Raw genomic sequence first — 14952 nt, forward strand, 5'->3', positions numbered from 1 at the left:
GCTTACGATAGTTTATCAAGCACAAAAGAAACACGTTGCTCAACGGTCATCTTTGGCACTTCTATAGGTGCATAACCATATTTTATGTAATTGTGTAACAAGACTTCCTGAATTGCCTGTGCCTGCTCAAAACTCTCATAGCGCTCGCCGTCTGTCTCATGTATTTCTTCCCATGGCGGCAAAACAAAGATCTGGTCATATTTGTAGCGCTCACAAGCCTGAATGAATTCTGCAGGGTAATTTTGACCTACATAATCCAGGTAAGCCACAACATCAGGAATCCCTCTGTCTATAAAAACAAAGTCTTCTTGTAATTCTTCTGCTTTCTGGTATTGAAGAATACGTTGCTCAAGTAATTTTTGACTAAAAAGAAGTGGCTCTGTGAGAAAAAGCTGCTCTATACCTTCTTCCTGCGCGGCTTTAGTCACTTGTCTTGAGACTTCTTCAAAACAAATGAATCCTTTTTCTTCTATAGCGTTTAATAAAGTGCTTTTACCCGTGCCGGGACCTCCTATGAGCACAATGCGTTGTGTTGCCAAATGTCTAGTATTAGTCGGCAAAAATACTCAAATGTGAAACGATTAAAAAATTCTGAGGATACTGTATCTTTGCAACTGAAAAAACAGCTTATGAGTGTAGAGAAAAATTCTGATGAATTTTATAAAAAATTAAAAGAACAATTAAGTGATACCTCTATATGGCCTTCTGAATATCTATTTAAATTTATAGTTCCTTCAGATAAAGAAAAAATACTTGCCATACAGGATATTTTTAATAATACCGGTGCTGTTATACAGACTAAAGAATCGCGTAATGGTAAGTATACCAGTCTTTCAATCAATGTAAGAATGAAAAATCCAGACGCGGTAATCACTAAATATAAAGAGGTAGCACTTGTAGAAGGTGTTATTTCGCTTTAATTAAAAATATTTAAATTTGTACGGCAATTATTGATTTTTTGGTTATTTAGGCCGATTTTAGTGCCTTTTATACAATTTTTATTAATTTGCAACAGTTTACTACGGTAAGCAAACTTCACTTAAATTTTTACAGTTGATAGATCAATTAGAATACAACACAGAGCGTGAAAAGCTCATTATTCCTGAATACGGGCGTCATTTACAAAAAATGGTAAATCAGGCGATTGCCATAGAAGATAAAGAAGAACGCAACAAAGTAGCCAGGTCTATTATAGCCGTGATGGGTAATTTACAGCCTCATTTACGTGACGTACCAGACTTTCAACACAAATTATGGGATCAGCTCTTTATAATGAGCGATTTTAATCTGGATGTTGATTCTCCTTACGGGAAACCATCTAAAGAAGAACTGGAAGAACGTCCTGCGCCTTTAGAATATCCTCAAAATCATCCTAAATATCGCTTCTACGGCAACAATATCAAGAGAATGATTGATGTTGCTGTAAAATGGGACAAGGGCGAGATGAGAGAAGCACTTGAGTTTACTATAGCAAATCACATGAAGAAGTGTTTCCTTAATTGGAATAAAGATACTGTAGAAGATGATGTGATCTTTAAACATTTATTTGAGCTTAGTAATGGCCAGATAAATCTTGCAAAAAAAGAAGAAGATCTGCGCGATACACACCAACTTATGCGCTCTAAAAAGACTAGTAAATCTTCTAATAATCCACGTAAAAAGACAAACCGCCCTAAAAAGCGTTACTAAAACTTAGCTTACCAGATTTTTATTTATGGGAACATTCCAAATCGAGGGCGGACATCAACTTAAAGGTTCCATCCAGCCTCAAGGTGCAAAAAATGAAGCTCTTCAAATTTTATGTGCGGTTTTGCTTACGCCAGAAAATGTCATCATTAATAATATACCAGACATTGTAGATGTTAATAAACTCATTACAATTCTTGGTAATCTGGGTGTGAAAATTCAAAAACTGGGTAAAGGTAAATACAGTTTTAAAAGCGATGCACTTAACTTAGAATATCTGGAAAGCCAGCAGTTTAAGAATGAGGGCAGTGGTTTACGCGGTTCTATAATGATAGTTGGGCCTTTGCTGGCTCGTTTTGGTAAAGGATACATACCACGTCCCGGTGGTGACAAAATAGGCAGACGCCGTTTAGACACGCACTTTGAAGGAATGATAAAACTGGGGGCTAAATTTCGCTACAATAAAGAAGAGCGTTTTTATGGCGTAGAAGCTCCAGATGGTTTAACAGGAACTTACATGCTTCTTGATGAAGCCTCTGTAACAGGAACAGCAAATATTGTTATGGCTGCTGTTATGGCAAAAGGGGAGACGGTCATTTATAATGCAGCCTGTGAACCTTACCTACAACAGCTTTGCAAGATGCTCAATAAAATGGGCGCTAAGATAAGCGGTGTAGGTTCTAATATGCTTACAATAGAAGGCGTTGAAGAATTAGGAGGTTGTGAACACACTATTCTGCCTGATATGATCGAGATAGGATCATGGATTGGTCTTGCAGCCATGACTAAAAGTGAGATCACAATTAAAAATGTAAGCTGGAACGATCTGGGAGTGATACCAAATACATTTAGAAAATTAGGTATTAAGCTAGAGCGAAAAGGTGACGATATCTACATACCCGCTCATACTGAAGGTTATGAGATCGAGAAGTTCATAGATGGCTCTTTTATGACCATAAGTGATGCTCCCTGGCCGGGTTTTACACCAGATTTATTAAGTATTATTCTGGTTGTGGCAACACAGGCAAAAGGCGAAGTGCTTGTACATCAAAAAATGTTTGAGAGCCGACTTTTCTTTACAGATAAGCTTATAGATATGGGTGCAAAGATCATTTTATGTGATCCTCATCGTGCTACCGTTATTGGGCATGACTTCAAGTCAACTTTAAAGGCAACTAATATGTCTTCACCAGATATACGTGCCGGTATTTCTCTTTTAATCGCTGCTCTTAGTGCAAAAGGAACCTCTACTATTCACAATATTGAGCAAATAGACAGAGGTTACGAGAATATTGATGAGAGATTGCGTGCTATAGGTGCAAAAATTATTCGTACCGCTTAAAGCGAAAAGTAAATTACATTCAGGAAAAACTTTCTAATTTAATTGAAAGTTATAGTAGAACTAGATATCAAATTCTGCGTCCCACTCTGAAGCTTGTTCAAGCTTTCCGGTATTGATACAATTCTGGTAAACATTTATTATTGCATTGTTTTTAACGAGCTTATGAGCCATTGCAATATCTTCAGAAAAAATGCGATCCTTGTTAGCGAAAGTGACATGCTCTCGTATTTTGTGATGCACCTGTTCTAAAAATGCACTTGATTGTAAACCTTTTCTAAAATCAAACGCCTGCGCTGCAGTTAGCATTTCTATAGCCAGAATATTTTCAACATTTCCTATAACCTGCAGAGCTTTTCTACCACTAATAGATCCCATACTCACATGATCTTCCTGCCCCAAAGAGGTGGGAATACTGTCTGCACTGGCAGGAAAACAAAGACCTTTGTTTTCACTTGCTAAAGCAGCTGTGGTGTATTGTAAGATCATATAACCAGAGTTAATTCCTGTTTCTGCAAAAAGAAGTTTAGGTACGCCTGCATATTTGCCTTCTAAAGCGAGATAAATACGCCGGTCTGAAATATTACCCAGTTCACTAGTCGCCAGCGTAGCATAATCAAGTGCCATAGCTAAAGGTTGACCATGAAAATTACCACCACTTATGGTGAGATTTTCATCTATGATTATCGGGTTATCTGTAACAGCATTAAGTTCGATTTCTAATAATTCTTTCAGGTGCAACCATGCATTGCGGGAAGCACCATGTACCTGAGGCATACATCGCAGAGAGTAAGGATCCTGCACGCGATCGCAATTCTGGTGAGCTAAAAGAATTTGAGAACCTTCCAGAAAAGATTTTATTCGTGCAGCAACGTGCTGATTACCTTTATAAGGTCGCAGCTTATGCAATTCTGCATAGAAAGGTTTAATAGAACCCTGCAGGGCCTCAAGCATAAGCGCACCAATAATATCTGCCTGATCGAGACAATTTTTTAATTTATCAACCACTTTTACAGCATGAGCTGCAATAAATTGAGTACCGTTTATGAGAGCCAGGCCTTCTTTTGGTCTCAGCTCAATCGCTTCTAGACCAAATGTATGTAAAAGTTCATTAGATTTTAATCTTTTGCCTTGATGATAAACTTCTCCCAATCCTAACAGTGGTAGAAATAAATGAGCCAGAGGAGCCAGATCACCACTTGCACCCACAGAGCCTTGCTCAGGAACGACAGGAGCTACTTGATTATCTATAAACCAGAGTATACGTTTTAAAGTCGTTTCAGAAATACCAGAATGGCCCTGCGCAAGAGCTTGTGCTTTCAACACAAGCATCAGCAGAGCGATCTCTTCGTCAATGGGTTTGCCTACACCAACGCTGTGACTTTTTATGATATTTTCCTGAAGTGCGAGAGTTTCTTCTCTGGAGATGCGCGTTGTACATAAAGGCCCAAAACCGGTATTTATACCATAAACTGCCTCATCTTTGTCAACGATATCTTTAACAATGGCTTCGCTGGCATGAATTTTATCCCAGCTTTGTTGAGTGATCTCGGTTTTTATTTCGCCTCGAGCTATACCCAGCGCAATACCGGCAGTTAGCTTATCTTTTCCTAAAGAAAAAGTTTGGGGGAGTGACATAAGCTTAAAATTTTGCAGGAAGAATTACAGCAATAATTTACCTATTTCTTCCCAGTCATTTACTCTTTCAAAACCATTAGTATTGATGTTATGTGGGGAAGTATATTGCAGGCTTCTGCCCTCAAAAGTATCAAGGTTAAAAGAACGGTCATCTATAAGCACATCGCCCTTTAAGATAAACTTGTGCCCGCAAAGTATTCTGTACGGCCACTCCAGAAATGGGAAGTGCTCATCAAGCCAGTCTGCTTTTTCTTCAAGACTGTTTTTAAACTGCATCGCTGCAGAAGCTATGTAAACCTCGTTATCGCGAGTGAGTTCACGCAAAACTTCCTGACTGTCTGGCATCACTTTAAGATCTCTAAAAAAACCTTTTAGCGCGGTATGACTGTGAATGTAAGGCTGGCAATCTTCTGGCACACATTGCCATACTTCTTTACCTGCGCATTCTTCTTTAGTAAGGTTTGCGTTGTACTTCTTATTATATAAATCTATGTGGGCGCCAAACGTGTCTGCCAGCACCTCGTCCATATCTACAAATATTGTCATGTAATGAAAATTAAGAGGGCAAATTAAACAGATTAATTCTATCAATGGTTAATTTATCTTTAAAAAGTAAAATAAGCGTATAAGACTGGTCTATGATAAGCTTTAATTGGAGCGATATTTTACCTAAATTGGTAAGAAATAATAAAACCATATGTGGCGCTATTACCTTGATGTAACTAAATTTAGTCTGCTGTTTTCTGCTCTTTTTTGCCTGTTTTTTGCTTCTGGGGGCGGATTTTTCTACGCTGTAATAATAGGTTTAATTGTTTTTGGGATTTTTGGAACAGTTATAGGACTTATCGGGTTTAATTATTTTCATGCTACAGAGTATTACACGTATTACAATCTTGGCTTTACTAAGGCTAAATTAATACGCACCACATATCTTATAAATTTAGTTCTGGCGATTGTTTGTACTGGTTTAGCGATGCTTTTAAACCTCATTTTTTAATGCATAAACTCACCGTGCAACATGTCACCCAATATTTTAAGAAAAGGGAAATTCTAAAAAACGCCTCTTTAGAGCTAAAAATCGGTGAAATCACCGGACTTTTCGGGCGTAATGGTTCAGGTAAAAGTACTCTTCTCAAAATAATTTTTGGCACCTTAAAAGCACAATCAGTTAGACTTCAGGTTGACGAGAAACTCTATAAACCCAGTCAGGTAATCACAAAACAGTTGGTAGGTTACGTGCCTCAGTTTTCCTTTTTGCCGACGCTTCTCAAAGTACGCGATGTGATACCTCTTTTCTATGAAAGCAGTGACGATCAGGATATGATTTTTAATTCGCCCAAGATCGCAGCTTTTTCAGATCAAAAAATTGGTACGCTGTCAATAGGAGAGCGGCGCTACTTAGAACTTCTCATAATAGGTAATCTGGATCATCCCTTTTTATTACTTGATGAGCCATTCTCAATGGTAGAGCCGCTTTACAAGGAAAAGATAAACGAGTTTTTAATTTCGCTTAAAGCGAAAAAAGCCATATTAATAACAGATCATTATTATCAGGACGTGTGGAAGATAAGCGATAAAAAACTCCTGTTGCAGGATGGAAAAATAACTAAAATTATAGAGAAAACGGCTCTGGTAGAAGCCGGTTATTTGAGAGGGATTATCTAAAATAACTCATATTTGGTTACAACCAAAATACGTATTATTTTCTAAAATATAAAGATGTGGATCCAAATACGATTCACTATTTATTTGTAAGTATCTGATAATTAAAAATATGAAAGTGAATTCAAAAATCTTCCCGACATTTTCCCGACATCAAGATTTTTTTAAAAGGATTGAAAGAAAACAAAGTTACTATTGAAACCAAAATGGTAACGATTTCACATATAATTTCTATTATTTCCTTTAAATTCATATTATAAATTTAGTAATTAATTTACTATGAAGCAATTTTAAAATTTATGAAAGACAATTTTTCTCACCATGCTCAGGATTATGCGAGATACAGACCGGTATATCCAGAAGCACTATACAAATATTTATTTTCTTTAATTCCCGAAAAAAATCTGGCATGGGATTGTGGTACCGGTAATGGGCAGGTAGCCGCAGAATTATCAACGGTTTTTAAAGAAGTATGGGCGACAGATCTTAGCCCCGAGCAGATTGAGTTTGCTCCTAAATTACCCAACGTAAATTATGAAATTCGTCTGGCTGAAGAACCAATTGAGCATGCTCACGAGTTTGATCTTGTTACGGTAGCACAGGCAATACATTGGTTTGATTTTGAGAAATTCTATAAGAATGTAAAGCAAGCATTAAAACCTGATGGAATAATAGCCGTCATTGGGTATTCCGTCTTTAAAACCGAAGATGATCTCAATAATGTGATTCAGCATTTTTATAAAGATATTACAGACGCATATTGGGATCCTGAAAGGCGATATCTTGATGAAGATTACCTAACAATTCCGTTTCCTTTTAAAGAAGAGGTTACTCCTTCATTTAATATAAAAGTAAAATGGACTAAAGAGCATTTCTACAATTATCTAAATACGTGGTCTGCCGTTAAGCATTATGAGAAAAAAGAAGGTATGAGTCCCTTGAATTTGATAAAAGAAAAAGTAAACGAAAATTGGGGTAAAATCACCGAAAAAGAGTTCATTTTCCCGATTTTATTGCGTGTTGGTAAAAACTAAAAAGAAAATATGGCGTATTCTAAATCACTCAAAAAACGTTCTTAATAATTCAATAATTGTATAGATCAACTTTAACTAACCGCTTGTTTGTAAGTCTTTAGACAACGCTCGCGGGCTTCTTTGTGATCGACCATTTTATCAGGATAGTTATCAGTGTCAAATTCATGTACAAATTTTTTGATGTATTTTTTATCCTTATCAAATTTGTCAACTTGCGTCATCGGGTTAAAGATTCTAAAGTACGGCGCAGCATCAACACCACTTCCTGCAGCCCATTGCCAGTTGCCTACGTTGCTAGATTGCTCATAATCAAGAAGCTTTTCTGCGAAATATGCTTCGCCCCAACGCCAGTCTATAAGAAGATGTTTGCATAAAAAACTCGCGGTAAGCATGCGCACCCGGTTGTGCATAAAACCTGTAGTGTTTAACTGCCGCATTCCGGCATCAACAAGGGCAAAACCCGTCTCACCATTTTTCCATTTTTCAAACTCTTCTTCATTGTTGCGCCATTTTATACGATCGTATTTTGGTTTAAAAGCATTATTAACAGTTTCAGGATAATGCCAAAGTATTTGCATAAAGAATTCCCTCCAAATAAGTTCGTTCCAGAAAACCTCATTCTTTTCAGCAATCGCTCTCTTCATCATTTTCCGAATGCTTACGGTGCCAAATCTTAAATGCGGCCCAAGTCGAGATGTGCCACCGGTAATTGCAGGGAAATTGCGTGTACTCTCATAATCATGAATCAGGGTAGGAGTAACTGTATAATCTGGCACTTTAAGCGAAGCAGTTTTAAATCCCATTTCGCCAAGTTCTACGTTAGGCAATCGGCTATTTTGAAGTAGATTTTTTAAATAATCTTTGGTATAGAATATATTAAGGTCTTTCTCTGCAGAGAAATATTCTTTCCATTTATTTTTATAGGGAGTGTAAACAATGTAAGGATCGCCGTCACCTTTTACTACTTCGTTTTTTTCAAAAACCACCTGATCTTTGTAGGTTTTAAAGCGAATTTTATGCTTTTTAAGCAGGTTTTTAATCTGCTCATCGCGCTGTCGCGGATAGGGTTCATAATCATGATTGGTGTAAACTTCAGCTACAGAATAATCTTCAAGAATTTGATTCCAGATATCAATTGGTTTTCCGTAAAATAAAGCTAGCGAACTACCATATTTCTCCTGTAATTGCTTGCGCATTTTTTGTAAACGCTCGTAAATAAAAGTTACGCGTGCATCATCTTTGGGCAATTCATCAAGAATTTCAGAATCAAAAATGAATACCGGGAGTACGTTATAATCACTTTTTAAAGCCTGTAAAAAACCCACATTATCATCTAATCGTAAATCTCTGCGAAACCAAAATATACTTACCTGCTGCATAGTTCTTAATGAGTGTTCAATGTAGACATTCCTCCATCAACACCCAAAACCTGGCCAGTCACCCAGCTGCTATCTTCACTTAATAAAAATGCCGCTACTGCAGCAATATCGTTTGTTGTGCCCACTCGTTTTAAGGGATGGCGCTCATCCATCTTTGATCTTTTAGTTTCGTTGCCTAACAGTTTGCTTGCCAGAGGAGTGTCAGTAAGTGAGGGGGCGATCACATTTACCCGCCATTTAGGAGCATATTCTGCGGCTAACGCTTTCGCGAAACCTTCTATGGCTCCTTTGGCTGCAGCTACACTTGTATGAAAAGGCATGCCCACTTTAACCGCAACTGTGCTAATGAAGATAAGGCTGGCTTGTTCAGATTTTTTAAGAAGTTCAGTTACAGATTTTAAAGTTTTTATGAGGCTAAAGAAGTTAATCTGCATATCCTCTTCAAAAGTTTGCGAAGACAGCATTTTAAAGGGTTTCAGGTTTATAGACCCCGGGCAATACACAAAACCATCAAGAACTTCTGGTAGTTTTGAAGTATCAATTTCATCTGTGGCAGCATCAAATTGTATATAAGTGGCATCAATATCTTCTAAATTTGCTGAAGATCGCGAAGCGAGATATAAATTATGAACACCATTTAATTTTCTGGCAATCTCGTTACCTATACCGTAAGAGGCTCCTATTATGAGAATGTTTTTGTTCATGAGATCGTATTGCAATTAGACTACAGCAGTTTCGGGTTTGTAAGAATATGTCCCAAAGATCTCAGTCAATTTATTTTTGCGGTACTCAAAGATCTCTTTCAATTTTGGTTTAACCAGAAAAGGATGCGTGAGTTGGCCCAGAATACCTAATGGTAGCTTGTAATCAACAATGTCTTCCATCTCAACTCCACCGGGAATTTCTTTTATAAAGTGCTTATGGTGCCACATCGCATAAGGCCCGTAACGTTGCTCATCTACAAAGAATTTACCTTCTACTACATGCGTTATCTCTGTAACCCATTTTGTTTTAATACCGGCGACCGGCGTAACAATATACTGTATAAGCTGCCCGGGAAACATGGGTCTGTCTGCACCAGAGAGTATCTTAAAGCCCATATAATCTGGAGTGATCATTTTCAGGTTTTTAGGATCACCTAAAAATTGCCAAGCCTCCTGAACAGAGATGGGTAATTTTTGCTTTGTGTGCAGCGTATAGATCTTCATTTAATGACTCGTATTTTTGTTGAGAACAAATATACTGGTCAATTTTGTTTAATATTTAAGAGTTTAAGTTAAACAAAAATTAAAGTTCTTTCAAAAAAAAAGAACAGCCCAGTCTTTTGCATCTTCAAGTGTATTGAAAAAAGCAAAAGATTTCTCCCAGTTTTTTTGTTCTGCATACAAATGCTCTCTTAATTCATCATCTTCTGCGACAACTGCGACAACTGCGACAGCTTTCATATTAGGTAACGCACTTTTATAAAACGTAGGTTCTACCATCATTTTATTTGCGCGTTGATTTATAAGAACAAAATCGTTACCCATGTAATATTCGGTAAGAATACTACGTACTTCATCTACAGTTTCTCTGGCTAGAGTTTTTGTATTTAAGTACTGCACAATGGCAAAAGATGGCGTAAGATCTAAAGAATACGTCTTAGTAGTATAAGACCTGCTAGTGTCTATCATTATTAATTATTTAGGGAATAAAATAATTTTAAAACATCTTTCTTAATAGAAAATGCACTGGGGGTGATTTGCTGCTGTAAAGATATACTTTCCTTAATTATGAATTTGTTAACATTACTTAGGTTGCGTATATTTAATTTAGACTTTTTGAATAACAGCCAATATTTCAAGGCATTTAGCAATTTTTGGCATCAAATTAATTTTAAATCTAACATGAAAAAAACAGTCATTTTACTTCTTTTAGCGCTTCCTTTGAGCTTATTAGCTCAAATCAATACTCCGGCTGCCAGCCCTTACTCAGAGATCGAGCAGGTTGTGGGCCTCACAAATATCGCGGTTAAATATTCTCGTCCCGGTATGAAAGGGAGAACGATTTTTGGTGATCTTGTTCCTTATGGTAAGATATGGCGTACAGGAGCAAATGGCACCACAAAATTTATAACAGATAAATCTATCACTATAGATGATAAAGATCTGGCTGCGGGAACTTATAGTGTTTATTCTATACCTGAACAAGATACCTGGGAAGTGATCTTTTATACAGATGATAGTAATCCACTGTTAACTGAATTTGATGAAAGTAAAATAGCATTACGTACGCATGTTGATGTACAAAATATGCCTATGCAGATCGAGACTTTTACCGTTTCTATAGACGATGTAAAACCTGAAGGTGCCACGCTGGGTATTTTATGGTCTAATGTATATGTGGGTGTTCCTTTTAAAGTGGGGACAGATAAAGAAGTTATGGAAAGTATTGATAAAGCTTTGCAGGGACCAGGTGCTGATGAATATTACAACGCTGCAGTTTATTACTTGAACAGCGGTAAGGATATAGAAAAATCGCGAGATTGGATGGAAAAAGCGATGTCTATGACCGAAAATCCGGGATACTGGCAATTGCGCCAGCAGTCACTTATTTTAGCTAAAGCCGGTGATAAGAAAGGCGCGGTTAAAGCAGCAAAAGCTTCTCTGGAAGGTGCTGAAAAGGCTGGTAATGCAGATTATGTAAAAATGAATAAAGATTCTTTAAAGGCTTGGGGAGAAAAGTAAAACCAGAAAAAACATGCATTGCGAATAGTTTTCGCTTCTGTGAAAAATGATAAAAACCAGCTGATTTCACCTCGAAATCAGCTGGTTTTATTTTATAAATAAGAGACTTCTAGTTTAAGGTCAGTTTCATCATGATATCTGTTTGCTCATCGTCACCCAGTTTAAAAATGTGTTTATCAAATTTAACAAAGCCATTTTTCTCATAAAATCTGATAGCTCGTAAATTTTCTTCCCAAACGCCTAACCACACATAATCTACGTTGCGCTGTCTTGAGATCTGCATAGCTTTTTCATAAAGCAATTGACCAATTTTCTTACCATGAAACTCACTTAATACATAAATACGCTCTATCTCGAGGGCATTAACGTCTTTAATTTCAGTCTGTGATTGCCCAAAATTCACTTTTAAATAACCAATAACTTGTTTGTCAAGTTCTACGAAATAAATTTCGGCATTAGTATCGTTTAATTCGTTTTGAAGTTTTTTCGCAGAAAAGCTATTTTCCAGATAGTCATTCATGTTTGCTTCACTATTCCCGGAAGAAAACGTTTCTGCAAATGTTTGTTTACTAATTCGCTGTAATTGGTCTAGATCGTCAATAGAGACTCTTCTTATTTCTGTATTCTCCATTTAATAAATATAGCAAGCAGAATCGTATTCTTATTATATTAAAGACTCTTTAATATCTAGTAATGTAAGTTGATCAATTTGCGCACTTCATCTAAAGTGTTTATAATTAATCTGCTGAATTCATGCGACATCATAGGACTTTCAGTTTTACCAGCTCTTAGCAAATCGGCTACATGTGCAGCTTCAAAATTGTAGCCTTTTGCGCTGTAAGCGAAATCATGATATAATTTAACGCCATCAAGCACAGTCGTAACTTTGTCGGTTTCGTGAAAACGACTTTCAATATTTATGAGTCCTTTTTCCAGAATAATCGTTGCGGTACTAGGGGTTTTTCGGGTAATACTTGAGATTATATGCGCTTTCGAGCCGTTTTTATAAGTTAAGGTGATCTGGGTTTCCTCATCAACCTCTGTTTTACCAAATTTCGCTTTAGCGGAAATATTTTCTGGTTTTCCTAAAATGGCGAGTGCACAAAAGACAGGATAAATACCCACGTCAAGAAGAGAACCACCGCCTAATTCTTTATTAAACAATCTTCCTTGTGGATCAAAAGGGGCTTCAAAACAAAAATCTGCATTTACGGTTTTTACAGCGCCGTATTTCCCGCTTTCAATTTCGTCAAGAACGAAATTAAAATGTGGCATCATGCGCGTCCATAACGCTTCCATAAGTAAGCATCCTTTTTCTTCTGCCAGAGCTATCATTTTATCAACCTGATCGCTATTCATTGCAAAGGGTTTTTCGCACAGAACGGCTTTACCATGAGAGAGGCACATCATAGTATCTTCATAATGCTTCACGTGTGGTGTCGCAATATAGATTACATCAATAGCGGGATCTTTTGCCAGAGCTTCATATGAGTCATACTTTTTAACGGCTCCATATTTCTCTCCAAATTCGTTAGCTTTTTCCTGAGATCTTGACGCGACGCCATACAAAGTGCTACCTTCAACAGTCATAAGATCTGTTGCAAAGCTGTTAGCTATTTTTCCTAATCCTATAATTCCCCAGTTTATCGTTGTCATAAAGTGTTTTTTGCAATTAAATTTTTATCGGGACGCGCATTAACTTGTAAAATCAATGAGATAAGAATTACCAGTGCGCAACCAATGATATTAAGATATAAATATGGCAGATTTATGTATTCAAACTTGTCGAGCAGAAATAGGATGATCACCAATACCTGAGTGGCAATCGCCGCTACAAAAACAGCTTTTGCATCTATTTTTTTAATAAAGAAGGCAACTATGAAAATTCCCAAAATAGTACCATAAAATATAGAACCAATAATATTAACCAACTGAATAAGATTATCGAACAAATTGGCTGTACAGGCAATTAGAATGGCGAGAATTCCCCAGCTTAGTGTGAACCATTTAGTAGCGTCTACAAAATGTTCTTCGTCGCGTTCCTCAGTTAAATTACGTTTATAGATATCTACAGTTGTGGTAGTGGCAAGTGCATTGAGCTCTGAAGCGGTAGAAGACATAGCCGCAGAAAGAATTACAGCTAAAAGCAAACCAACAAGACCTTTAGGCAGGTTGTTTATGATGAAATGAATAAATACATAATCCTTATCATTGGTCTCAATATTCTTATCTGCCCTCTTGATAACATTGCGAGCTTCCTGTCTTATGGCTATTTCTTCATCGCTTACCTTATTAAGCGCTTCTTTTATACTAAGCCTGTTATCGTTGCGACCTAGAATATAATTATGATCTGCATTTACGAGAGTTGAACTCAATTCTGCCTTATCAGATCTTAATTCGTCAAGACGACTTTGAAGAACATTGTATTCTTTTTCGTAAGGCGAATTTCTTACCGCATCTTCAGCTGCGGGATTAAAGTTCACCGGCGTAGGGTTGAATTGATAAAATACAAAAACCATAACACCTACCAGCAGGATAAAGAACTGCATGGGTACTTTTAATATTCCGTTAAACACCATCCCGAGCTGCATCTCACGCAAAGACTTACCAGAAAGGTAGCGTTGCACCTGACTTTGATCTGTACCAAAATAGGAAAGCATTAAGAATGTACCGCCTAAAATTCCGCTCCAGAACGTATATCTATTATTAAAATCGAAAGAAAAATCGAGTATGTCCAGTTTGCCGCTGGCCCCGGCAATTTCTAGAGCTTTTGTAAATGTGATGTCTTGTGGCAGGTAACTTATAATGAGAAAAAAAGCAGTGAACATCCCGATAAAAATCACGGCCATTTGCTGTTTTTGCGTTACAGTAACCGCTTTTGTACCACCAGAAATGGTGTAGATTACAACGAGCACACCTATAATAATGTTGAGCGTATTTAGATCCCAACCCAATACTGCCGAAAGAATTATAGAAGGAGCAAAAATTGTTATACCAGCCGCGAGCCCTCTTTGTAATAGAAACAAACAAGCGGCAAGAGAACGTGTTTTTAAATCAAAACGAGTTTCAAGATATTCATAGGCAGTATAGACATTAAGTTTATGATATATAGGTATGAAGAACATACAGATAATAATCATTGCAATAGGCAATCCAAAATAAAATTGAACAAAACCCATCCCGCTATGAAATGCCTGTCCTGGTGTAGATAAAAATGTAATTGCGCTGGCTTGTGTTGCCATAACAGACAAACCTACAGTATACCATTTTGCCTCATTACCACCACGCAGATAATCTTGTACATTGCGTCTACCTCGGGTTTTGTATATCCCGTAAATAACAATGAAAGATAAAGTGGTAATAAGTACGATCCAGTCTATTTGCTGCATACTAGTGAGAAAAGGAATTCATTATAAAATAAAAAAGAATAATATAAGCAGCATTTAGTACTAGAACTATAGTATAAAAAGTACTCCAGGTTTTTGGTT

Annotated in this window: 17 protein-coding genes; 7 read left to right on the forward strand and 10 right to left on the reverse strand. The window is 37.0% G+C overall.

Annotated features, from left to right (window positions below):
* Positions 1 to 2: 2 nt before the first annotated feature.
* A complete protein-coding gene (locus tag ACH3O9_RS13710) occupies positions 3 to 539 on the reverse strand; it encodes an AAA family ATPase (protein ID WP_416441394.1) in 537 nt (178 codons plus the stop codon).
* Between the two features lie 90 nt (positions 540 to 629).
* Between ACH3O9_RS13710 and ACH3O9_RS13715 the strand changes: the two genes are divergently transcribed.
* The 3 genes from ACH3O9_RS13715 (at position 630) to murA (ending at position 3028) form a co-directional block, all read left to right on the forward strand.
* Positions 630 to 920, forward strand: a complete 291-nt coding sequence (locus ACH3O9_RS13715; protein WP_416446696.1) for a DUF493 family protein — start codon at positions 630 to 632, stop codon at positions 918 to 920.
* A 133-nt stretch (positions 921 to 1053) separates the two neighbouring features.
* Positions 1054 to 1689: a DUF4290 domain-containing protein gene (locus ACH3O9_RS13720; protein ID WP_416441396.1), complete on the forward strand. Its 636-nt coding sequence runs from the start codon at positions 1054 to 1056 to the stop codon at positions 1687 to 1689.
* A 25-nt stretch (positions 1690 to 1714) separates the two neighbouring features.
* Positions 1715 to 3028, forward strand: a complete 1314-nt coding sequence (gene murA, locus ACH3O9_RS13725; protein WP_416441398.1) for a UDP-N-acetylglucosamine 1-carboxyvinyltransferase — start codon at positions 1715 to 1717, stop codon at positions 3026 to 3028.
* A gap of 60 nt (positions 3029 to 3088) precedes the next feature.
* On the opposite strand, the gene hutH is transcribed toward murA, so the two are convergent.
* Together hutH and ACH3O9_RS13735 are read right to left on the reverse strand one after the other, a co-directional pair.
* Positions 3089 to 4663 (reverse strand): histidine ammonia-lyase, encoded by a 1575-nt coding sequence (gene hutH / locus ACH3O9_RS13730; RefSeq protein ID WP_416441400.1) that lies wholly within the window; start codon positions 4661 to 4663, stop codon positions 3089 to 3091.
* 24 nt (positions 4664 to 4687) lie between these two features.
* On the reverse strand, positions 4688 to 5209 hold the full coding sequence (locus ACH3O9_RS13735) for a 5' nucleotidase, NT5C type (RefSeq protein ID WP_416441402.1): 522 nt from the start codon (positions 5207 to 5209) through the stop codon (positions 4688 to 4690).
* A gap of 151 nt (positions 5210 to 5360) precedes the next feature.
* Here ACH3O9_RS13735 and ACH3O9_RS13740 point away from each other — a divergent pair, with 151 nt between their 5' ends.
* The 3 genes from ACH3O9_RS13740 (at position 5361) to ACH3O9_RS13750 (ending at position 7359) form a co-directional block, all read left to right on the forward strand.
* On the forward strand, positions 5361 to 5660 hold the full coding sequence (locus ACH3O9_RS13740) for a hypothetical protein (RefSeq protein WP_416441404.1): 300 nt from the start codon (positions 5361 to 5363) through the stop codon (positions 5658 to 5660).
* A complete protein-coding gene (locus ACH3O9_RS13745; protein WP_416441406.1) occupies positions 5660 to 6328 on the forward strand; it encodes an ATP-binding cassette domain-containing protein in 669 nt (222 codons plus the stop codon). The genes ACH3O9_RS13740 and ACH3O9_RS13745 overlap by 1 nt, the downstream gene beginning before the upstream one ends.
* A gap of 296 nt (positions 6329 to 6624) precedes the next feature.
* On the forward strand, positions 6625 to 7359 hold the full coding sequence (locus ACH3O9_RS13750) for a class I SAM-dependent methyltransferase (protein WP_416441408.1): 735 nt from the start codon (positions 6625 to 6627) through the stop codon (positions 7357 to 7359).
* Positions 7360 to 7430: 71 nt separating this feature from the next.
* Here the strand turns inward: ACH3O9_RS13750 and ACH3O9_RS13755 are convergent, their stop codons facing one another.
* The 4 genes from ACH3O9_RS13755 to ACH3O9_RS13770 all read right to left on the reverse strand — a co-directional run bounded on the left by ACH3O9_RS13755 (position 7431) and on the right by ACH3O9_RS13770 (position 10411).
* On the reverse strand, positions 7431 to 8738 hold the full coding sequence (locus tag ACH3O9_RS13755; RefSeq protein WP_416441410.1) for a cryptochrome/photolyase family protein: 1308 nt from the start codon (positions 8736 to 8738) through the stop codon (positions 7431 to 7433).
* Between the two features lie 5 nt (positions 8739 to 8743).
* Entirely contained in the window at positions 8744 to 9442 is a 699-nt protein-coding gene (locus tag ACH3O9_RS13760) for an SDR family NAD(P)-dependent oxidoreductase (RefSeq protein WP_416441412.1), read from the reverse strand.
* A 15-nt stretch (positions 9443 to 9457) separates the two neighbouring features.
* The gene (locus ACH3O9_RS13765) at positions 9458 to 9946 is read right to left on the reverse strand and encodes an SRPBCC family protein (protein ID WP_416441414.1); all 489 of its coding nucleotides are present in this window, start codon (positions 9944 to 9946) and stop codon (positions 9458 to 9460) included.
* 90 nt (positions 9947 to 10036) lie between these two features.
* Positions 10037 to 10411 carry a hypothetical protein gene (locus ACH3O9_RS13770; RefSeq protein WP_416441416.1) on the reverse strand — a complete coding sequence of 125 codons (375 nt, stop codon included), beginning with the start codon at positions 10409 to 10411 and terminating at the stop codon, positions 10037 to 10039.
* A gap of 213 nt (positions 10412 to 10624) precedes the next feature.
* Between ACH3O9_RS13770 and ACH3O9_RS13775 the strand changes: the two genes are divergently transcribed.
* Positions 10625 to 11464 carry a DUF2911 domain-containing protein gene (locus ACH3O9_RS13775; RefSeq protein ID WP_416441418.1) on the forward strand — a complete coding sequence of 280 codons (840 nt, stop codon included), beginning with the start codon at positions 10625 to 10627 and terminating at the stop codon, positions 11462 to 11464.
* Between the two features lie 109 nt (positions 11465 to 11573).
* Here ACH3O9_RS13775 and ACH3O9_RS13780 read toward each other — a convergent pair whose 3' ends face one another.
* The 3 genes from ACH3O9_RS13780 to ACH3O9_RS13790 are packed head-to-tail and all read right to left on the reverse strand — an operon-like array spanning position 11574 to position 14853.
* Positions 11574 to 12095 (reverse strand): GNAT family N-acetyltransferase, encoded by a 522-nt coding sequence (locus ACH3O9_RS13780; protein WP_416441420.1) that lies wholly within the window; start codon positions 12093 to 12095, stop codon positions 11574 to 11576.
* Between the two features lie 56 nt (positions 12096 to 12151).
* Complete coding sequence (locus ACH3O9_RS13785; RefSeq protein WP_416441422.1) at positions 12152 to 13120, reverse strand: Gfo/Idh/MocA family protein; 969 nt, start codon at positions 13118 to 13120, stop codon at positions 12152 to 12154.
* Positions 13117 to 14853: a sodium:solute symporter gene (locus tag ACH3O9_RS13790; protein WP_416441424.1), complete on the reverse strand. Its 1737-nt coding sequence runs from the start codon at positions 14851 to 14853 to the stop codon at positions 13117 to 13119. Before ACH3O9_RS13790 ends, ACH3O9_RS13785 begins: the two co-directional genes overlap by 4 nt.
* Positions 14854 to 14952 lie beyond the last annotated feature (99 nt).

The sequence above is a fragment of the Leeuwenhoekiella sp. A16 genome (assembly GCF_047946675.1).
Lineage (GTDB): Bacteria > Bacteroidota > Bacteroidia > Flavobacteriales > Flavobacteriaceae > Leeuwenhoekiella.